The 20,005-nt window shown below is 50.0% G+C and carries 14 protein-coding genes; 10 read left to right on the top strand and 4 right to left on the bottom strand.

Going from position 1 to position 20,005, the window contains the following annotated elements; translation table 11 throughout:
* The first annotated feature begins 158 nt into the window (after nt 1-158).
* The 4 genes from LAJLEIBI_RS03430 to LAJLEIBI_RS03445 all read left to right on the top strand — a co-directional run bounded on the left by LAJLEIBI_RS03430 (nt 159) and on the right by LAJLEIBI_RS03445 (nt 6,078).
* Nucleotides 159-3,638 carry a DNA polymerase III subunit alpha gene (locus LAJLEIBI_RS03430; protein WP_006444857.1) on the top strand — a complete coding sequence of 1,160 codons (3,480 nt, stop codon included), beginning with the start codon at nt 159-161 and terminating at the stop codon, nt 3,636-3,638.
* A gap of 66 nt (nt 3,639-3,704) precedes the next feature.
* Entirely contained in the window at nt 3,705-4,682 is a 978-nt protein-coding gene (pfkA, locus tag LAJLEIBI_RS03435) for a 6-phosphofructokinase (RefSeq protein WP_040435950.1), read from the top strand.
* A gap of 122 nt (nt 4,683-4,804) precedes the next feature.
* Complete coding sequence (gene murI, locus LAJLEIBI_RS03440; protein WP_006444860.1) at nt 4,805-5,626, top strand: glutamate racemase; 822 nt, start codon at nt 4,805-4,807, stop codon at nt 5,624-5,626.
* An 8-nt stretch (nt 5,627-5,634) separates the two neighbouring features.
* Nucleotides 5,635-6,078 (top strand): YwiB family protein, encoded by a 444-nt coding sequence (locus tag LAJLEIBI_RS03445; RefSeq protein WP_006444861.1) that lies wholly within the window; start codon nt 5,635-5,637, stop codon nt 6,076-6,078.
* 27 nt (nt 6,079-6,105) lie between these two features.
* Here the strand turns inward: LAJLEIBI_RS03445 and LAJLEIBI_RS03450 are convergent, their stop codons facing one another.
* Nucleotides 6,106-6,546, bottom strand: coding sequence for a hypothetical protein (locus LAJLEIBI_RS03450; RefSeq protein ID WP_006444862.1), 441 nt, complete (start codon nt 6,544-6,546; stop codon nt 6,106-6,108).
* 165 nt (nt 6,547-6,711) lie between these two features.
* Between LAJLEIBI_RS03450 and cls the strand changes: the two genes are divergently transcribed.
* The gene (cls, locus tag LAJLEIBI_RS03455) at nt 6,712-8,187 is read left to right on the top strand and encodes a cardiolipin synthase (protein WP_040435952.1); all 1,476 of its coding nucleotides are present in this window, start codon (nt 6,712-6,714) and stop codon (nt 8,185-8,187) included.
* 127 nt (nt 8,188-8,314) lie between these two features.
* Nucleotides 8,315-9,391 (top strand): trigger factor, encoded by a 1,077-nt coding sequence (gene tig / locus LAJLEIBI_RS03460; protein ID WP_006444864.1) that lies wholly within the window; start codon nt 8,315-8,317, stop codon nt 9,389-9,391.
* A 52-nt stretch (nt 9,392-9,443) separates the two neighbouring features.
* On the opposite strand, the gene LAJLEIBI_RS03465 is transcribed toward tig, so the two are convergent.
* From LAJLEIBI_RS03465 to LAJLEIBI_RS03475, 3 genes are all read right to left on the bottom strand, one after another.
* On the bottom strand, nt 9,444-10,871 hold the full coding sequence (locus LAJLEIBI_RS03465) for a sensor domain-containing diguanylate cyclase (RefSeq protein ID WP_205689588.1): 1,428 nt from the start codon (nt 10,869-10,871) through the stop codon (nt 9,444-9,446).
* Between the two features lie 187 nt (nt 10,872-11,058).
* Nucleotides 11,059-12,738, bottom strand: coding sequence for a bifunctional diguanylate cyclase/phosphodiesterase (locus tag LAJLEIBI_RS03470; RefSeq protein ID WP_006444866.1), 1,680 nt, complete (start codon nt 12,736-12,738; stop codon nt 11,059-11,061).
* Between the two features lie 117 nt (nt 12,739-12,855).
* Nucleotides 12,856-14,787, bottom strand: coding sequence for an endonuclease MutS2 (locus LAJLEIBI_RS03475; RefSeq protein ID WP_006444867.1), 1,932 nt, complete (start codon nt 14,785-14,787; stop codon nt 12,856-12,858).
* A gap of 610 nt (nt 14,788-15,397) precedes the next feature.
* Between LAJLEIBI_RS03475 and LAJLEIBI_RS03480 the strand changes: the two genes are divergently transcribed.
* The 4 genes from LAJLEIBI_RS03480 to LAJLEIBI_RS03495 all read left to right on the top strand — a co-directional run bounded on the left by LAJLEIBI_RS03480 (nt 15,398) and on the right by LAJLEIBI_RS03495 (nt 19,983).
* On the top strand, nt 15,398-16,387 hold the full coding sequence (locus LAJLEIBI_RS03480) for a sugar ABC transporter substrate-binding protein (RefSeq protein WP_006444869.1): 990 nt from the start codon (nt 15,398-15,400) through the stop codon (nt 16,385-16,387).
* Between the two features lie 75 nt (nt 16,388-16,462).
* Entirely contained in the window at nt 16,463-17,974 is a 1,512-nt protein-coding gene (locus tag LAJLEIBI_RS03485) for a sugar ABC transporter ATP-binding protein (protein WP_006444870.1), read from the top strand.
* Nucleotides 17,971-18,978 carry an ABC transporter permease gene (locus LAJLEIBI_RS03490; RefSeq protein ID WP_006444871.1) on the top strand — a complete coding sequence of 336 codons (1,008 nt, stop codon included), beginning with the start codon at nt 17,971-17,973 and terminating at the stop codon, nt 18,976-18,978. The genes LAJLEIBI_RS03485 and LAJLEIBI_RS03490 overlap by 4 nt, the downstream gene beginning before the upstream one ends.
* A 42-nt stretch (nt 18,979-19,020) precedes the next feature.
* The gene (locus LAJLEIBI_RS03495) at nt 19,021-19,983 is read left to right on the top strand and encodes an alpha/beta hydrolase (protein ID WP_006444872.1); all 963 of its coding nucleotides are present in this window, start codon (nt 19,021-19,023) and stop codon (nt 19,981-19,983) included.
* The last annotated feature ends 22 nt before the right edge of the window (nt 19,984-20,005 follow it).

Below are 20,005 nucleotides of genomic sequence, written 5' to 3' on the forward strand. Positions count from 1 at the left end.
ATAATGAACAGGAGGGCACCAGTCACGCGTGAAACCGGTCAGACAGACCGTGAGCGCGGAACTGGTGCTTTCATCAATAATTTTACATTTTATTATTGGCGAAAGTTTGATATAGTATTATGTAGATATATGTCAACGAGTACAGAACAGGAGTGATTATGAGTTTTGCACATTTGCATGTCCATACGGAGTACAGTCTCCTGGACGGTTCAAATAAGATAAAAGAGTGTATTTCCCGGGTGAAGGAACTTGGGATGGACAGTGTGGCCATCACAGACCACGGCGTCATGTTCGGCGTCATAGATTTTTACCGGGCGGCGAAGGAGGCGGGAGTGAAGCCTGTCCTCGGCTGTGAAGTATATGTGGCCCCGGGTTCCCGGTTTGATAAAGAGGCGGGCGGCAGCGGTGAGGACAGATATTATCATCTTGTACTGCTGGCGGAGAACGATATGGGGTACCATAATCTGATGAAGCTCGTATCAAGGGGATTCACGGAAGGGTACTATTATAAGCCCCGTGTGGATCTGGAACTGCTGGAAGAATACCATGAGGGGATCATTGCGCTGAGCGCCTGCCTGGCGGGGGAAGTGCAGCGCAATATCATGCGCGGGATGTACAGCGAGGCGAAAGCGGCGGCACAGCGCTATGAGGGCATCTTCGGGGAAGGAAATTTCTTCCTTGAGCTGCAGGACCACGGCATGCAGGAGCAGAAAATGGTCAACCAGTCTCTGCTCAGACTTTCCCAGGAGACGGGAATCGAGCTTGTGGCCACCAACGATATCCACTATACATACGAGGACGACGTCAAGCCTCACGACATACTGCTCTGCCTGCAGACGGGAAAGAAACTGGCGGACGAAGACCGTATGCGCTACGAGGGCGGGCAGTATTATATCAAGTCGGAGGAGGAGATGCGCCGGCTCTTTCCGTATGCGCTCCAGGCGCTGGAGAATACGCAGAAGATCGCGGACCGGTGTAATGTGGAGATAGAATTTGGCGTGACAAAGCTCCCGAAATACGACGTGCCGGAAGGATATACGTCATGGGAATACTTGAGAAAGCTCTGCTTTGAGGGGTTGAAGCGACGCTATCCGGACGGGGAGGAGGCGCTGGCAGAACGGCTGGAATACGAACTGTCCGTCATTCAGTCCATGGGATACGTGGATTATTTCCTCATTGTATGGGATTTTATCAAGTATGCCAAAGACCACGACATCATCGTTGGTCCCGGCCGTGGTTCCGCGGCGGGGAGCATTGTGTCCTACTGTCTGGACATCACGAGTATAGATCCGATAAAGTATCAGCTGCTCTTTGAGCGGTTCCTGAATCCGGAGCGTGTGTCCATGCCGGATATCGATATTGACTTCTGCTTCGAGCGGAGGCAGGAAGTGATAGATTACGTGGTAGAAAAGTACGGCTCCGACCGGGTCGTACAGATCGTCACCTTTGGTACACTGGCGGCCCGCGGTGTTATCCGGGATGTGGGACGTGTGATGGATCTTCCGTATGCGTTCGTGGACAACATTGCCAAGATGGTGCCGACGGAGCTCAACATGACACTCGAGCGCGCGCTCGCCATGAATCCGGAGCTCAGGAGAGTGTACCAGGAAGATGAGCAGGTGCGGGAACTGATCGACATGTCGAAACGGCTGGAAGGGCTTCCGCGGCATACGTCCATGCATGCGGCCGGGGTCGTGATCAGCCAGAAGGCGGTGGATGAATATGTACCGCTTTCACTCGGCTCCGACGGATCGGTCACGACGCAGTTTACCATGACGACGCTGGAAGAGCTAGGACTATTGAAGATGGACTTTCTCGGGCTGCGCACGCTGACGGTCATTCAGAACGCGGCTCAGCTTGCGGGTGTAAGTACCGGTCAGCCTATCGATATGGACAACATAGATTATGACGATAAGAAAGTGCTCAGCTCTATCGGAACGGGTCGGACAGACGGTATCTTCCAGCTGGAAAGCGGCGGGATGAAGAGCTTTATGAAGGAGCTGAAGCCGCAGAGCCTGGAGGATATCATCGCGGGCATCTCTCTCTACCGTCCGGGCCCGATGGATTTTATCCCGCAGTATATCAAAGGAAAGAACAATGCACAGAGCATCACGTACGACTGCCCGCAGCTGGAGCCGATCCTGGCCCCGACATATGGGTGTATCGTATACCAGGAGCAGGTAATGCAGATCGTGCGCGACCTTGCCGGGTATACTCTGGGACGGAGCGACCTTCTGCGCCGCGCCATGTCCAAGAAAAAGGGCGACGTGATGAAAAAAGAGCGGCAGAACTTCGTGTACGGCAATGAGGAAGAGGGAGTGCCGGGCTGTATAAAAAACGGTATAGATGAGAAGACGGCCAACAAGATCTACGATGAGATGATCGATTTCGCAAAGTATGCGTTTAACAAATCGCACGCGGCGGCATACGCTGTTGTCTCCTATCAGACCGCGTGGCTGAAATATTATTATCCCGTAGAGTTCATGGCGGCGCTCATGACATCGTGTATCGATAATCCCGGGAAGGTGGCGGAATATATATACACGTGCCGCCAGCAGATGGGGATCGAGATCATGCCGCCGGATATCAACAAAGGTCTTGGTAACTTTACGGTGGAGAACGGGCGCATCCGTTACGGGCTGGCTGCCATCAAGAGCATCGGCAGGCCGGTGATCGACGCGATCGTCAGCGAGCGCGGCGCGGGCGGTCCATTCAAGACGCTGAAAGACTTCATCGAGCGCATGTCCGGGAAGGAAGTCAACAAAAGGACGCTTGAGAACTTTATCAAGTCGGGAGCCTTTGACAGTCTCGGCGGGACGAGAAAGCAGTTTATGATCATCTATGTGCAGATCCTCGACCAGGTAAACCAGGAGAGAAAGTATTCCATGACCGGGCAGATGACTCTGTTTGATATGGTGGATGAAGACCAGAAAGCGGAGTTTGATATTCCGCTGCCCGACGTGGGGGAATATGAAAAAGAAAATCTGCTCTCTTTTGAAAAGGAGGTACTGGGAATCTACTTAAGCGGGCATCCTATGGAAGAGTATGAAGAAAAGTGGAAGAAAAGCATAACGAGAACGACACTCGATTTTCAGCTGGATGAGGAGACCGGACAGACGAAGGTGCACGATGGGGCGCAGGAAGTCGTGGGAGGGATCATTGCGGACAAGACGATAAAGTATACAAAGAACAATAAGACGATGGCCTTTCTGACACTGGAAGACCTGGCGGGCACAGTGGAAGTCGTCGTGTTTCCGAAAGTGTACGAGAAGCACCAGAGGTATCTCACAGAAGAAAATAAGGTATTTGTAAAGGGAAGGGTCTCTGAGGAGGATGAAGCCGCGAGCAAGCTTATCTGTGACGACATCGTTCCGTTTGAACAGACGAAGAAGGAGCTCTGGCTCCAGTACGATAATAAGGCGGCGTTTCTCGCCCGGGAAGCAGAGCTTTATGATCTGATCAAGGAGTCTGACGGAGACGATCAGGTCGTGATATACTGCAAGGCTGAAAAGGCGGTCAAACGGCTCCCGAGAAGCAGGAACATCTGTGTGGAGCCCGGGATTTTAAGCAGATTGACGAATTACCTTGGGGAATCTTGTGTAAAAGTTATAGAAAAACCCATTGAAAACATCTCTTAGATAAGGTAAAATGAACCACGAAGAAGAGAAAGAATGAGAATGAAAACATACGATGGAGGAATTGAAATGGCAGACAAAATAATTCGTACAATAGGCGTTTTGACGAGCGGCGGAGATGCCCCCGGAATGAATGCTGCTATCCGCGCGGTCGTAAGGACGGCATTAGGGAAAGGCTTGAAAGTAAGAGGCATCAGAAGAGGATATCAGGGTCTTTTGAATGAAGAGATCATCGACCTGTCCGCCAGAGATGTATCCGATACCATTCAGCGCGGAGGGACCATTCTCCAGACGGCAAGATGTGAAGAGATGCGCACGGAAGAGGGGCAGCAGAAAGCCGCGGCGATATGTAAAAAATATGGAATAGACGGTCTGGTAGTCATCGGCGGAGACGGTTCTTTTGCCGGCGCTCAGAAGCTGTCCAGACTTGGGATCAATACAATAGGACTCCCGGGCACGATCGATCTTGATATTGCCTGTACGGAGTATACGATCGGATTTGACACGGCTGTCAATACGGCCATGGAAGCGATCGACAAAGTAAGAGATACGTCCACATCCCACGAAAGATGTTCGATCATTGAGGTGATGGGAAGAGACGCGGGATACCTTGCACTCTGGTGCGGGATCGCCAACGGCGCGGAGCGTATTCTCATGCCGGAGGAACACGATTACAACGAGGACGCTATAGTCCAGGATATACAGGAGTGCAGAAAGCGCGGTAAAAAGAACTATATTATCATCAATGCCGAAGGTATCGGTGATTCCATGAACATGGCAAAGAGGATCGAGGAGGCCACCGGCATGGAGACGAGAGCCACGGTTCTCGGCCACATGCAGCGCGGCGGAAGTCCGACGTGCAAAGACAGGGTATATGCGTCTATCATGGGAGCTATGGCTGTAGATCTGCTGATCGAAGGCAAGTCCAACCGTGTTGTCGGTTACAGACACGGCGAGTACGTAGATTTTGACATCGACGAGGCGCTTGGAATGAAGAAGGGTATTCCGACCTACCAGTATGAGATCGCGAGAGAGCTGGCACTTTAGAATATCAGTTTTGAGAGACAACAGAGACGTTCAGGACGAAGAGTTTTCTTTTACTGAAGGTCTCTTTTTTCAAACGGCACAGGTGAATAGACATACGAACAAAGTGAAAAGAGGGAAGTAAATTGAACAGTAATAAAGACAGGACGGCGCCCATAGGAGTGTTTGATTCCGGCGTGGGGGGACTTACCGTGGCGCGGGAGATCATGCGCCAGCTGCCGGATGAAAATATCGTCTATTTCGGAGACACGGCCAGAGTTCCGTACGGCAGCAAGTCCAGAAATAATATAATCCGGTTTTCACGGCAGATCATCCGCTTTCTTGAGACGAAGGGCGTGAAGGCCATTGTCATAGCGTGCAATACAGCAAGCGCACTGGCGCTGGACGTCGTGAAAGAGGAGTCCGGCATTCCGATCATAGGTGTCATCGTACCCGGCGCGCGGGCGGCGGTGAAGGAGACGAAGAGCAAAAAGATAGGAGTGGTCGGAACGGAGGCGACGATCCAGAGTCATACATACTCCAAGGTCATCACGGATATGGAGCCGGAGGCTTCGGTGATAGGAAAGCCGTGCCCGCTGTTTGTGCCGCTGGTGGAGGAAGGGTTTGCGAAGCACCATGTCACGGATGAGATTATTGAATATTATCTGGATGAGATGAAGCATTCGGACATCGATACGATGATACTCGGCTGTACCCACTATCCGCTTCTGAGGTCCCGTATCATGGAGTATTTCGGAGAGAATGTAAATATCGTAAATCCGGCCTACGAGACGGCCATGGATCTGAAAGCTCTGCTTGCGGAGCATGACATGGAGAACAATTCCGGAAGCCTTGCCCGGTACGAGTTCTATGTAAGCGATACGGCTGAGAAGTTTAAGCATTTTGCCAACTCTATACTGCCGTACAACGTAGAGACCATTCAGCAAATCAATATTGAGGATTATTAGGTGAAAATATGACGAAAGATGTACTGTTAAGCATTTCCGGACTTCACTTTGACGCGGCAGGTGCCGAAGCGGATGAGAACGAACCGATAGAGGTGATCACCCCGGCCGTTTACTACAACAAAAACGGAAAGCATTATGTGATATATGAGGAGCCTGTGGAGGGGATGGCGGGCACCGTCAGAAATACGATAAAGATCACGGGAGACAGCGTGTTTGAGATCATCAAAAGCGGGCTTGCCAGCGCCCATATGGTATTTGAGAAAGATAAGATTAACATGACTCAGTACGAGACGCCTTACGGAGAACTGCTCATAGGGATCCACACGAGGAAGATAGACGTAGATGTGACGGAGAATAACATAGCGATCGCCGTTAACTATGCGCTCGATATCAATGACGAAAAAGTGGCGGACTGTAATATTGATATGAATATAAAAGCATTGGAACGCTAGTCCCAATGCTTTTTATACGTCTGCATACTATCTGCCCGTGATCCTCTTGAAGAACCCTTTCTTCTTCGGCGGCGTCTCAAGCGGTCCTCTGAGACCTTTGACTCCTGTGATGTATATGCCGCTTACCGTGGCTTTTACTTCCTTTTTGACCGGTATGACCGGGAATACCTGAGCGTCGCACATGAGCGTCATTACTTTCGGTCCGACTTTGGCTTTTACGACAGGCACTTTGGAACGGCGGAGATACTTCGGCGTACCTTCCACTACGACCGGCGGAAAACCTGCGTCCTTAAGTCGCATCTTACCTTTGTCGATAATAAGCATAGATACGGTCTGCGCGGCCGCGTCAAGCTGTTCCTGCTGGGCAGCCTGCTTCTTTTCTGCTCTTTTGCCGAGAAAATATAATACAACACATGCTATAACTAATACAATTAAGATAACAAGCAGTACGATCGTTAATGTACTCATGGGAACCTCCTACAAATAGACTTTTTCACGATGTACATTGTATCATTCTTTTACTTTAAGTGCAAGAGATTTGACATTTTAGGGTTACTTTTCTCGTCAGATGACGTTATAATAGAACACATACGTCAGGAAATCAATAAGCATACATTATGGGGGAGTGAGATTATGATGCAAAATGCCGCGCAGGCGGTCGGGACTGCTTACTGGTGGATCATTGACCATCTGCTGTTTATCAATATAATATTTTCCCTGCTGATCATCTTTTTCCAGCGCAGGAATCCGACGACAGTATGGGCATGGCTGCTTCTGCTCTATTTTGTTCCGATCCTCGGCTTTATACTGTATCTCGTCCTCGGACAGAACTTCCGCAAGGAGCGGATGTTCAAGATGAAGGAGATAGAGGGGGAGATCAAGTATGCGGTCCGCCGCCAGGAGGAGTCTATATACCGAAGGAAGCTCAGGCTGCGCGATCCGGAGCTTGAGCGGTTCAAGAGCCTGATCCTGTACAACCTGAATGAAGGGGAAGCCGTGCTGACGGACAATAATGACATCCGCATCTACACGGACGGCAGAGAGAAGTTCCAGGCGCTCATGACAGAGATGGAGCATGCGAGGAACTACATTCATCTGCAGTATTACATCATACGAAACGATGAACTGTGGCAGGAGATAGAGGAAGTGCTTGTCCGCAAGGCGAGACAGGGCGTGGAAGTGCGGGTGCTCTTTGACAGTATGGGCTGCCGCGGTATGCACAACGCTGACTGGGTGAGGCTTGAAAAGGCGGGGATCGAGGTGGCGGAGTTTTTCCCGGCGGTGCTCGGGAAGCTGCAGCTGCGCGTCAATTACCGCAACCACAGGAAGATCGTTGTGATCGACGGACGTATCGGGTTCGTGGGCGGATTCAATATCGGCAGAGAGTACCTTGGACTGGACAAGAAATTCGGTTACTGGAGGGATACGCATATTTGTATCGAAGGCTCAGCCGTTACGTCCCTCGCGGTCAGGTTCGTGCTTGACTGGAACTATGCGGCAAGAGAAAATCTCTTTCTGGAGGACCGTCTCTTCGAGATACCGACCTATATCCGCAACGGGCGCGACCCGGTACAGATCATATCGAGCGGGCCGGACTCCAGGAGCCAGGAGATACGCAACAACTATCTGCGTCTCATTCACATGGCGAGGAGCAGTATCTACATTCAGACGCCGTATTTTATCCCTGACGAAGATATCAGAGACGCGCTTGTCATAGCGGCCAGATCAGGGATCGACGTGCGCATCATGATACCGTGCAAGCCGGATCACCCGTTCGTCTACTGGGCGACCTACTCCTACGCGGGTGAGATGATAGAAGCGGGGGCGAGATGCTACACTTACGACAACGGATTTCTCCACACAAAATGTCTCTGTGTGGACGGTCTTGTGAGCTGTATCGGGACTGCCAACATGGATATTCGAAGCTTTTCCCTGAACTTTGAGGTGAACGCGGTCGTATACAGCGCCAGGACGACGGAGAAGCTGATGGAGGCGTTTGAAAATGACATCCCGAAAAGTACGCTCATAACGCGGAAGGGCTATGAACGCCGGGGACTTGTCATCCGCGTCAAGGAGCAGTTCTGCCGTCTTCTGTCGCCGGTGTTGTGACCGTATCTTTCCTAAAAGTGAAATAAGTGTGAAAAAGGTTTCAAATTTATGGAGAATGTGCTATAACTAATACAGTATGTTTCAAAGAGAGGGACATAAAAGATAAAGAATCGATGAGGTGTATTTTATGAAAAAGAAATTAGTTGCTGCATTGGCGTTGGTATGCGCAGGTTCTATGATACTTGCAGGATGTGCGGGAAGCAACCAGATTGATACCGACGAGGTGACAGTTGAAGGATATAAAGGAATCCAGGTTGATGAAGTTGAGAAAGCGTCCAAAGTGACAGACAAGGACGTGGAGAGCGCCATCCAGTCCACGCTGGAATCAAAGGCGACCCAGAAGGAGATCACCGACCGCGCGGTAGAAAACGGTGATACGGTCAATATCGATTATGTGGGAAAGATCGGCGGAGAGACTTTTGACGGCGGCAGCGCGGAGGATTACCCGCTCACGATCGGTTCCGGCGTATTTATCGAAGGATTTGAGGAGAGCGTCATCGGCCATAATATCGGCGAGACATATGACTGGAACGGAAAATTTCCGGAAAATTACGGCAATGCAGATTATGCCGGAAAAGACGTTGTGTTCACGATCACGGTAAACAAGATCACACAGGATGAAGTGCCGGAGCTGGATGACAAGTTTGTAAAGTCCGTATCTGAGAAGTCAAAAACAGTCAAGGAATACAAAAAGGAAGTTAAAAAGCAGCTCGAGGAAGAGGCAGAGACAGCATACAATGACAATCTGTCCTCCGCAGTGTGGGAAGCAGTGCTTGATAAATCAAAAGTAAAGAAATACCCGAAGAAGGATGTCAAGGACATCACCGACAACCTGATCCAGCAGTATAAAGATGCGGCAGAATATTACCAGATGGACTATGATACCTTTATCCAGGAACAGATGGGAGCTACGGTAGAAGAGTTTGAAGAACAGGTGAACAAGGCTGCAAAGTCCAGTGTGAAGCAGACGCTTGTCACAAAAGCGATCGCAGATAAAGAGAAGATCAAGCTGTCGGACGACGAGTACAAAAAACAGCTTAAAAAAATGGCCGAGACATATGGTTATGAAAATGCAGACGCGTTAAAAAAAGCGGCTGAGGAAGACGACTTGAAAGAGATGGCATTGAATAATCTGGTGAAAGACTGGCTTGCAAAGAACTGTGTGCAGGTAGCAAAGACAGATAAATCGGATTCAGATAAATAATGTGAATAAGCCCCGGGATCCTTTTGTACCGATCCCGGGGAATTTTTGCTTTTTAACGGTATACACAGCACCGGGAACGGCCGGACTGCTTGGCTTTATAGAGGGCGATGTCACTTTCTTTGATCAGGTCGTCAATCTTTTTTGCGGGTTCTGTCGTATATGCGATACCGATGCTTGCCGACAGGACCTTCATACAGCTGTTCGTGTTGAAGGCGTCCTGCAGCCCGTCGATCAGCATGTCTGCCTGGCGGACAAGTTCTTCTTCTGCCACCGGCTCCGTCCTGGCGACAAGAAACTCATCTCCGCCGATGCGCGCAATGAGATTGTCCGGGAAACATTTCTTTAAAGTCGCGGCGACCATGATCAGCGCCTCATCACCGATCTGGTGGCCGTAAGTATCATTTACCATTTTAAAATGGTCCAGATCCACGTATAAAATGGAGATCTGCTCGTAGCTGTGAGTCTCAGAAAAGTATTCATAGAAAAAGCGCCTGTTGCACAGGCCTGTCAGAAAGTCTGTGTTTGAGTTATTGTTCAGCTGTTCCTTGAGAAGAGATTCTTCCGTTATGTCACGGTAGATGGTCAGCTCCCCGACAATGCTCTCAAATATATCATATATGGGCTCGTGGGTGATCTCGAGGATCCGCTCACCGTCGTCTTCGGGAAGATGTATTTCTTCGGTGTCGTTCTTTTTGACGGAGGACAGCCCGTGGAACATGCTTTCATGCCATTCGTGGAACGGTCTGCCTATCACATCGTCTCTGCGGGAACTAAAATATTCCTCGAACTTTAAGTTGACATCCACGATGGCGCCGGCGCTGTCTTTTAACAGAATGGCAAAAGGCATGCTGTTCAGCAGTATTTCCATCTCATTGCTCATATTCTCAAGGACGGTGACATCGTGTCCGATGCCCACGGTTCCCATAATATTCCCGTCTCTGTCAAAGAGAGGCGACTTGTATGTACGGAACTGGCGCATGCCGCCGCTGCTCTTTACAAGCTCGTTAAACTGGCACGTCCGCCGTTCCCTGCGCACGATCGCCTCCGTCGCCTCGCAGTCGTCCACTTCCACATCCCATATCGTACAGTGGTCTTTGCCCGTCACGTCTTTCCGCTCTTTTCCGACGGTGTGGCAGAAGACATTGTTCACCTTTACATGTATGCCGTTGTTGTCCTTGAACCAGACGAGATCCGGCATACTGTCGATGAGCACGTCCAGATATGTGGAGGAGAGCCATTCGTCCGCCCGGAGCTTTATCTCACCGCAAATGTGCCGTATCCGTTTCTGCAGATAGTCTTTGCTGACGGGCCGGGCGAATAATTCATCGGCCGCCGTGTCCTTATCCCGGCATATATCATCCGCGGGGCTGTATATGTAGAGCAGATAAGAATCTGATCTCATCTTTTTCTTAACGGATGCCAGCTCTTCTACAGGAATATCACACAAGATGATATCACTGTCCTGCCAATCAGTCTGCATAGACGATGTCGTAGATATGGTGTAAGCAACGGGCCCTTTTTCCATGGCTGACCGGATCAGAGGTTCCAAGCCGGTATGTTCAGAGAAAATGGTGATTTTACGCGTTTCTTGATACATATGAAGACCTTTCCCTTTCTGAATCCAAGTTCATGTAGAGATAATACGACGCTCTTTATCTGAATTTTATTTAACTGTCCCAGTATTTTTCCTCAAATTCATCCTGTGAGACAGGCTTTGAGATATAGTATCCCTGAATACTGTCTGCAGACATGTTCTGGACGGTATCCAGTTCATCTGCGCATTCCACGCCTTCCACGCAGACTGAGATCCCGATGCTGTGGCACAGGTTGATGACCGCCTGGATGAAAGAGCGGTTGAAGAAATGCTCTTTATCATTAATGAGTGAGATGAACATCCGGTCTATCTTGACGATATCCGCCAGCGTCTGGGAAAGCATTCCAAGTGAGGAGTAGCCGGTCCCGAAGTCATCCATGGCGATGCATATATCAATATCACGCAGGCGCTGGAACGTAGTCTTTAACGCCGGCATATCAGTCACGAAATAGCTCTCTGTCATCTCCAGCACGATGTGTCTGGCGGGAAGGTCATATTTTTTCAGCAGCTCTTCGATATAAGGGACAAAATCCTTTTCGATGATCTGGACGTAAGACACATTGATATTCATGACAAAATCAGGCCATCTGGCGACCCATTTCTTACACGTGCAGAAAGCCTTGTCCAACACCCACTTGCCGACAGGGACGATCGTTCCGCTTGATTCCAGAAGCGGGATGAATTCCGCGGGGCCCACTTTTTTTACTGCCGGAGAGGACCAGCGAAGCAGAGCCTCCGCGCCTTTGAGACAGAGTCCGTCGGTCTTTACAAAGGGCTGATATACGACGGAGAAGCCTTCCATGCCGTTCATCACACACCGCTGCAGTTCATTGGTCAGCTCCATGATATACAGATTGGACTGCAAAAGAGCCGGCGTGAAGGCGGTGCACATATTTTTCCCCTTCTTTTTTGACGCTTCAAGAGCGCTCATAGCACACTTTATGAGGTCGAGATAATTGTCCGCATCCGTGCCGAGCATGGCGACGCCGCCCGATATGGTGCAGTAGTAGGAGATGCCGTCGATCTCATGTTCTTTGTTGGCATAGAGATGTATCTTGGAATATAAGTCGTACATATCCTCCAGAGTGGCTCCGGGTGAGAAGACTGCTCCTTCGTCGCCGTCGAACCGGAAGATCTCCGCTTTGTGCGGAATCATATGCTGGATATCCTGAGCGATCTTGCGCAGTACGGTATCGCCGAATGTATGATTTTTCAGATTGTTGATCCGCTTAAAATCATCGATCCCAAGCAGAAGAAACCCACCGCTCGTATTGCCGAGATTCAGATAGGCTTCAATATGGTTCTTGCATTCCTCCTGTGTAAAAAGCCCGGTCGTGCGGTCCATCTTTCCCTTGCTTCCCACCGGGGTCACGACGCCCGCGAACATGGTGGGCGCGCCGCTTTCGTCCCGCGTAAGAAGACCGCGGCAGCAGACCCAGATGTATTCATTCTTTTTGTTCAGGATCTGGTATTCTACATTGTGGATATCTGTATATCCCGCCATCATCTCATCGATCGAGTCATAATAGCGCTGTCTGTCCTTCTCATGTATGAGTTCTCCCCACAGAGGGATAAGTCCCGGCACGAGACGTCCGGGCAGATCAAAGTCACGCGCCATATTCTCCGACACGAGGGAGATATCTTTGGTGATATCCACAATATAGATATAATCCTCCGTACTGTTGACGATGGCATTATAAAAGGCGTCCGTATCTATATGAAATGAATCTGGTATACCTTCATGAAGTTCCATTGGTTCCTCCCCTTACAGAAACAATCTTAACGGTTAATAAGTTCTGTTAAGTTCATTGTAGATTACCGTTAATGTTAAATCAATAAAAAGAAGTAAAAAAAATACTTATTGTGTAAATTATGGAAGATGGCGGTCGAAGGACTCTATCTCAAGGCCGGCCTCATATTTCCGTTCCATCTGGTGACGGATCTTCCGGTGCTCTGCTGAATCGAAGATGATAGAAAAGTCGTAATCCTCCGGATAAAGCTGTGATGCCGCCACTTTAAGCTCCAGTCTTTTTCTGTTGACATAAAATTTTTCTTTCTGCACCTGTACGAGGACATTACCCCGGCTGTCCGCAGGCCGGACGACGATGCCTATCTTTTTGTCCGGCAGTATGGTGACGCTGTCGCCCCTGGTAAATTCCTGGCCCTGCGATGAGGGAAGCTTTATGTCTTGCACAGGCTTTAAGCGCGGTGCGGATATCTTACGGAACGGCTCCGGTGAGCTGTGAGTCCCAAGATCCGAGATGATATGTTCCGCGCGCGGACCGTAGGCTTCTCTGGCGGCGGCCGCCAGCATATTATCCGGCACGCCGAGCCGTTTGGCGATATACAGGGCGCAGCTGTCTCCGGATTCGCCTATGGTGAGCCGGTAGAGCGGCTTTAACGTCTCCTTGTCGAATTCCATGCGCGCGTTTGCTATGTCCGGATGACGTCCCGCGTATTCTTTCACTTCCGGATAGTGAGTTGTCACGAAAAACAGCGCGCCGCTTTTGCGCAGTTCTTCCAGTATGGCGACGGCAATTCCCATTCCCTCGGCAGGGTCTGTGCCGGAGCCGAGTTCATCCATAATGACCAGGCTGTCCTTCGTTACCCGCTTTAATATATCAAGGACATTTTTAATGTGTGCGGAAAAGGTGGAAAGATTGTCTGTCATGTTCTGCCCGTCACCGATATCGCACAAGATCTGATTGTTCATCGCAATGTCCGCAGAGGCGCACGGTACATGGAGGCCCGCGCATGCCATGGCGCTTATGAGCGCGACGGTCTTAAGCGCAACGGTCTTTCCGCCGGTGTTCGGGCCGGTGATGATAATGCCGCTGACACCGCGTCCCGCCTCAAAGTCGAGGGGAACGCACGTCTCATTATCCAGCATGGGGTGCCGCGCTCCGGTGACGGAGATATACCGGCTGAGGTTAATGTGAGGTTCTGCCGCCTTCATGTCAAAGCTCAGCTTCGCCTTTGCAAATACGAAATCGAGCAGAGCGATGACCCGGACATCTTCCCTCAGCGCTTCCTCATTCAGGGCGATCTGTTCAAGCAGTTCATAGAGGATACGGCGTTCTTCGGAATCTTCCTGTATCTTCAGTATCTCCAGTTCCTCCCGAAGTGAAGCGACGGTCTCCGGTTCGATGAAGACCGTGGCGCCGGTAGACGATTTGTCTACAATACTGCCGGGCACCCGCAAGCGGCATTCTTTTTTGACAGGGATGCACAGCCGTCCGTTCCGCTGTACGATAAAGGATTCACTGACGCTGGCGCCGGCTGCTTTCAGCGCTCGCGCCGCTTTCTCGTTTATCTTCTCCTCTGAGGTCTTTATCTGGCGCCGGATATCATTCAGATAACCGGAGGCATGATCGTCCACACGTCCTGCCCGTATACAGCGTTCAATGTTATCTTTTAATTCTTCCGGGAGCACCAGATTGTCATTATAGAAGGCGATCTGTATGTGCTGTTCTTCCCCTTTTTTCAGATAAAGCTTCAGCCTGCGCACCGCATTGAGAAACAGCCCCATTTCCTCCAGATGTTCCGGCATGAGCAGTTCCCCGATCACCGCTTTTTCTATAAATGCTTCGATATGTTCCATGGCGGGAAGCGGCGGAAGCCCAAGCAGTCCGATCATCTCTCTTGCCTGTGTCGTCTCCCGCAGATTTTTGCGCAGTTCTGACTCGGACAGGAAAGGGTGGAGCGCGCGGGCGCGTTCTTTTGCGCGGGCGGTCAGGGCCTGCTTTGCCAGTTTTTCTGTAATTTCATAGTATCCGATGAGTTCTAATGATTTATTGTTCATTTTTCTTATTCCTTTCCCGGCGCCGGTGTACAGGGCATGTGTCCCTGCGCACGGATGCCGGCTGCAATTTTTATAATAATAAAGGACCACATAAAGCTCCTTCCGCCTTCTTAAGGCATACGACTTCTGTGGTCCTGAATATATACGGCCGGAAACAGGGAACAAAAAACACAGCCCTTACAAGCTGTGCATTCGGCGATACCCCTTCGGCGTCTTTATAAACATGGAAGTGTATGAATGTGTAAAGTAAGGCGGATATACCGGCAGATCAGGCGTACCAGCATAAAGAGTACACGAGTCCGCTGGACATAAGTACCCCTACAACTTATTTATTTCGCTGTATAATCCTTTACTGACACAATTAACATAAATTACCTCTTCCACTAATATTTAATGATTTGACGGATTCATTATAACATATGAGGAGCAGATGTCAACCGGAAAAATAGTTTTAGATAAAATTGGAAGACAGGTAAAAACAGGCCTGTCTTTGGTTAAAGTGTATAAAGATTTACGATAAAAGGGACTTATTTACGATATTATTGACAATGAAAATGTCCTAATCTATTATGCACTTAACAATTCAGACAAAATAAAGGAGGAATGGATTATGAAGAGAAACGTAAAGAGAATCATCGGCGCTCTGCTGTGCGCCGCAATGGTAGTTTCCATGGCAGCCTGCGGGTCGAAAGCCAAAGAAGAAGGCTCTGATTCAGGAAAGGCGGCAAAGACAGAGGGCGATACGATAAAGATCGGTTTTATCCCCTCCGACCTGGCAGGCTTTTTCGCCCAGTTAAAGACGGGCCTTGAGAAATATGCAAAGGAAGAAGGAAACGTACAGGTAACGACAAAGGAATGTATTGATTCCGCCAAGAAAATTGATGCGATCAATAACTTTGCAAACGGCGGATACAATGTGATCATCTGTCATGTGGACAACGCGGTGGCCCTGAAACCGGCCATGGAGCAGGCACAGAGCAAAGGGGTATATTTCTTTGCGTACGATACGGATATCGAGGGGGCGGACGGATTCTTCGGCGCCGACAACTATGCGATGGGACAGGTGATCGGCAAGATGCTCTCGGAGTGGGTAAATAAGACATTTGACAGCTCTGAAGAGGTGCAGTGCGGGATCCTTAACTATGACCCGTTCCCATTCCTCGTAGAGAGAAGAAAGGGAATTGAGGCGGCCATCAAGGAGGAAGCTCCGAATGTTGTGATCGTAGATTCCCAGCAGGCAGGACTTGAGGACGAAGGTACGTCGGTGGGCAATGCCTGGTTCACAAAATATCCTGATATGAAGGCGGTCGCGGGCATAAACGACGCAGGCTGTTATGCATTATACCAGGCGTGGAAGTCAAAAGGGAAGGCGGATCAGGACCATGTGGGCATCTTCGGTGTCGACGCAAATGAACCTGCGCTTCAGGCGATCAAAGAAGGCGGTATGTACAGAGGCACGGCATCGAGTGATCCGGACAGCGTGACAAAGAATATGATCCAGAATGCGCTGGAGGTCTCTAAGAATGGCAAATTGGAAACACGTGATTACCTGTTCGTGCCGGAACCGGTCACGATCGATAATGTAGACGATTTTCTGTAAAATGCGGTAATGAAAATTAGATTTAACTGACTGCGGAATCTTATACATGTAAGGTTCCGCACAGGAGAGGATACTATGAGCGTTATTTTAAAGACGAACAATATAGTGAAAACATATCCGGGTGTCATTGCGCTGAATGATGTCTCGATTGAGGTTGAAGAGGGAGAGATCCACGGGCTGATCGGTGAGAACGGCGCCGGAAAATCTACGCTGATCAAAACGATAGCAGGCGCCATTGCGCCGGACAGCGGCGTGATCGAGATCGCGGGCAGTACATACAGGATGGTCACACCGGCACAGTCCAGAAGACTGGGGATAGCGGCGGTCTATCAGGAGTTTAATCTGGCCGGCTCTCTGTCTGTGGCTGAGAATATTTTCTGCGGAGAAAAAGAAGGGCATGGTATTATATTCAACAGGAAGGAACTTAATAAAAGAGCGCGGGAAATCCTCGATATGTATGATGTGGACATTGATCCTGCTGTTCTTGTGAAAGAACTTTCGGTTGCCAAGATGCAGCTCGTTGAGATCGCCAAAGCCATCGCAAGCAAGGCGAAGCTCATCATTATGGACGAGCCCACCGCGCCGCTTACCGACAACGAAGTGAAGGCGCTGTTTGAGATCATCAGGCAGTTAAAGGAAAGCGGCGTCACGATCGTATATATATCCCACCGTCTTGAGGAGTTATTTGAAATTACGGACAGAATCACGGTAATGAGGGACGGGGAGGTAGTGGGAGTGATCAGCACCGGGGACAGTTCCAAAGACCAGCTTATATCGATGATGGTCGGGAGGAGCCTGTCCGAGGCGTATCCGGGGAGAAAGACAGCTCCCGGCGGCGTCTTGCTTGAACTGAACAAAATTACAGGTATGGGAGACCGGGATATCTCTTTATCGCTCAGAGAGGGAGAGATATTAGGTCTCGCCGGGCTCGTCGGTTCCGGGAGGACTGAGCTTGCAAGAATGCTGTTTGGACTAGATAAAATCCAGTCGGGCGATATATTTATCAAGGGCAGGAAAGTGAATATCAAATCGCCGTGGCAGGCCATCGCCAACGGGATCGGATTTCTGACCGAAGACAGGAAGGCTCAGGGCGTCTCTCTTTCCCTGTCCATCAAATGGAATATTACCGCAAGTATTCTAAAGCAGATATCAGGGGCGCTCGGCATCATTGACACTGACAAAGAAAATGAGATCGTGGACGGGCTTCAGAAGTCTCTTTCCATCAAAGCGCCGTCCGTGGAACAGCTCGTCAAAAACCTTTCAGGCGGAAATCAGCAGAAGGTTGCCCTGGCAAAGTGGCTCGCTTCTGATTCAAAGATCCTGATCATGGACGAGCCGACGAGGGGAATAGACGTTGGGGCAAAGCACGAAATTTATCTTCTTATGAACGCTCTTGCAGAAAGAGGAGTCGGCATTATCATCATATCCTCGGAGATGGAGGAGATACTTGGAATGAGCGACAGGATGGCAGTGCTGTATGAAGGCAGAGTTTCGGGTATTTTGGAGAAACCGGAGTTTTCACAGGTGAACGTTATGAAACTTGCGTCCGGGGAACGTTTAAAACAGAAGGAGAGTAAGTGCTTATGAATACGGTGAAAAAATATTTTAAAGAGTATGCTGTGGTGGTGTTTCTTGCAGCCATACTTATACTGATGAGTATACTGGAGACGGATGCTTTCTTAAGCTTTTCCAATCTTATGAACATATTGGACCAGGTGTCGGTGGTAGGGATCCTGACGACCGGAATACTATTCGTGATGCTGTCGGCCGGCATAGACCTGTCGGTTGGCGGGATGATGGCATTTGCGGGAGTTATGGTAGTGCGGCTTGTTGTGTCGGCCGGTATGCCGTATCCGCTCGCGATCGCGGCTGTGCTCGTTTTATGTATCCTGGTCGGCATGCTGCAGGGCTATATCATCGTCAGCACAGGGATTTTCCCGATGATAGGGACGCTTGCCATGATGGGGATTCTGTCAGGGGCAGCTTATGTTGTGTCGCAGGGCAGCTATCTGACCTTTCCGGCAGACATTACCGTTACCTTTCTCGGTCAGGGGCGCGTCGGTCCGGAAGGGTTCCAGATACCGTTTGCGGTCATCATCCTTGAGGTCATTCTCATAATTGCGTGGTTCATTCTCAATAAAACGTACTTCGGAAGATATTTTTATCTCGTCGGAAGTAATATAGAATCCGCAAGAGTATCGGGCATCAACACCCGCGCCGTACAGATCATCTCATATGGGATCTCTGCCCTTGCGGCCGGTTTCGGCGGGGTCATCTACATGTCCCGGATGGCGTCGGGTTCCGCCCAGATATCGGCGGACGGATGGGAGATGGAATGCCTGACGGCGGCTGTTATCGGCGGCGTCTCTCTTATGGGTGGTGAAGGGAAAGTAAGCAAAGCGTTTACCGGCGTACTTATCATGGGTGTGCTGAACACTTCCATGATCATGCTCGGCATAGACGCATACTGGCAGAAGATCGTGACCGGACTTGTATTTCTGGCGGCCGTCTGCTTCGACGGGATCCAGAAGAATATTGCCGCCGGCGCCAAGATGAAGATCGTCGCGGAAAAGGCGGTTCCGGCAAAGTAAAGAAAAATTGATATTAACAAAATCATATACGGAGGGAAAACGATGATCAGAACTTACCATAAGCTTTTTGAACCGGAATATAATGAAGTGGCGCCGGAAGTGATCATTGAGCCTGCAGAGATCATGGATATGGATGATCCGCAAGTATCACGTACACAGCTGAAAATGCAGGCGGTCGCTTTATTTACTTCGGAGTGGAGGAGGAGAACGTGCTGGCAGGATATGATGAACATCAGGACCAGGAGTGTCCCCTATGAGAGAGAGGGGTATGAGATCCCGTGTACGATCTATGATCCACGTGAAGATCCGGCGGGCACATTGCTGTATTTTCACGGCGGAGCGTGGAGTATGAATGACCACGAGGTGTATGACCAGGTGCTCAGGGGCATTGCTTTGTTTGGAAAGGTAAGGGTCATTGCCCCCGACTACCGTCTGGCGCCTGAGTATAAGTTCCCGACAGGCCTGGAAGACTGCTATGCCGCGCTTGCCCACATTGAGAGAGAGAAACTGGCAGAGGGGAAGCTTTTTATCGGCGGAGACAGCAGCGGCGGTAATTTTGCGGCTGCGGCCGCGCTGATGGCAAGGGACAGGGGGCGTAAGGATATAGCGGGGCAGGTGCTTATCTATCCGGCGGTCATCATGAATCCTGAACTGCCTCTTAAGTCGGAGCAGCGCTACGGAAGCGGATATTTTCTGGAATACAGGAGCGGCCAGAAGTTTACGTCCTATTACTTTGACGACTATGAGGAACAGTCGGATCACCCTTATGCCTCGCCTTTGTGTGCCGGCAGCTTGAAGAATCTTCCGCCGGCGCTTATGATAATGGCAGAGTGTGATCCGCTTCTGGATCAGGAACTGATGTATGCGGCGCGTCTCATTGACGAGGGGACAGATGTTGCGTATAAATATTACGAGGGCATGATCCATGCGTTTATACACCGTCCTCTGAAAGAAACGATCGATACCTATAAGGCCATCGGCGATTTTATACAAAGCCACGCATGATAAGCAGTCTGGAGGTGAGAGA

The sequence above is a fragment of the [Clostridium] hylemonae DSM 15053 genome (genome assembly GCF_008281175.1).
GTDB lineage: Bacteria > Bacillota > Clostridia > Lachnospirales > Lachnospiraceae > Extibacter > Extibacter hylemonae.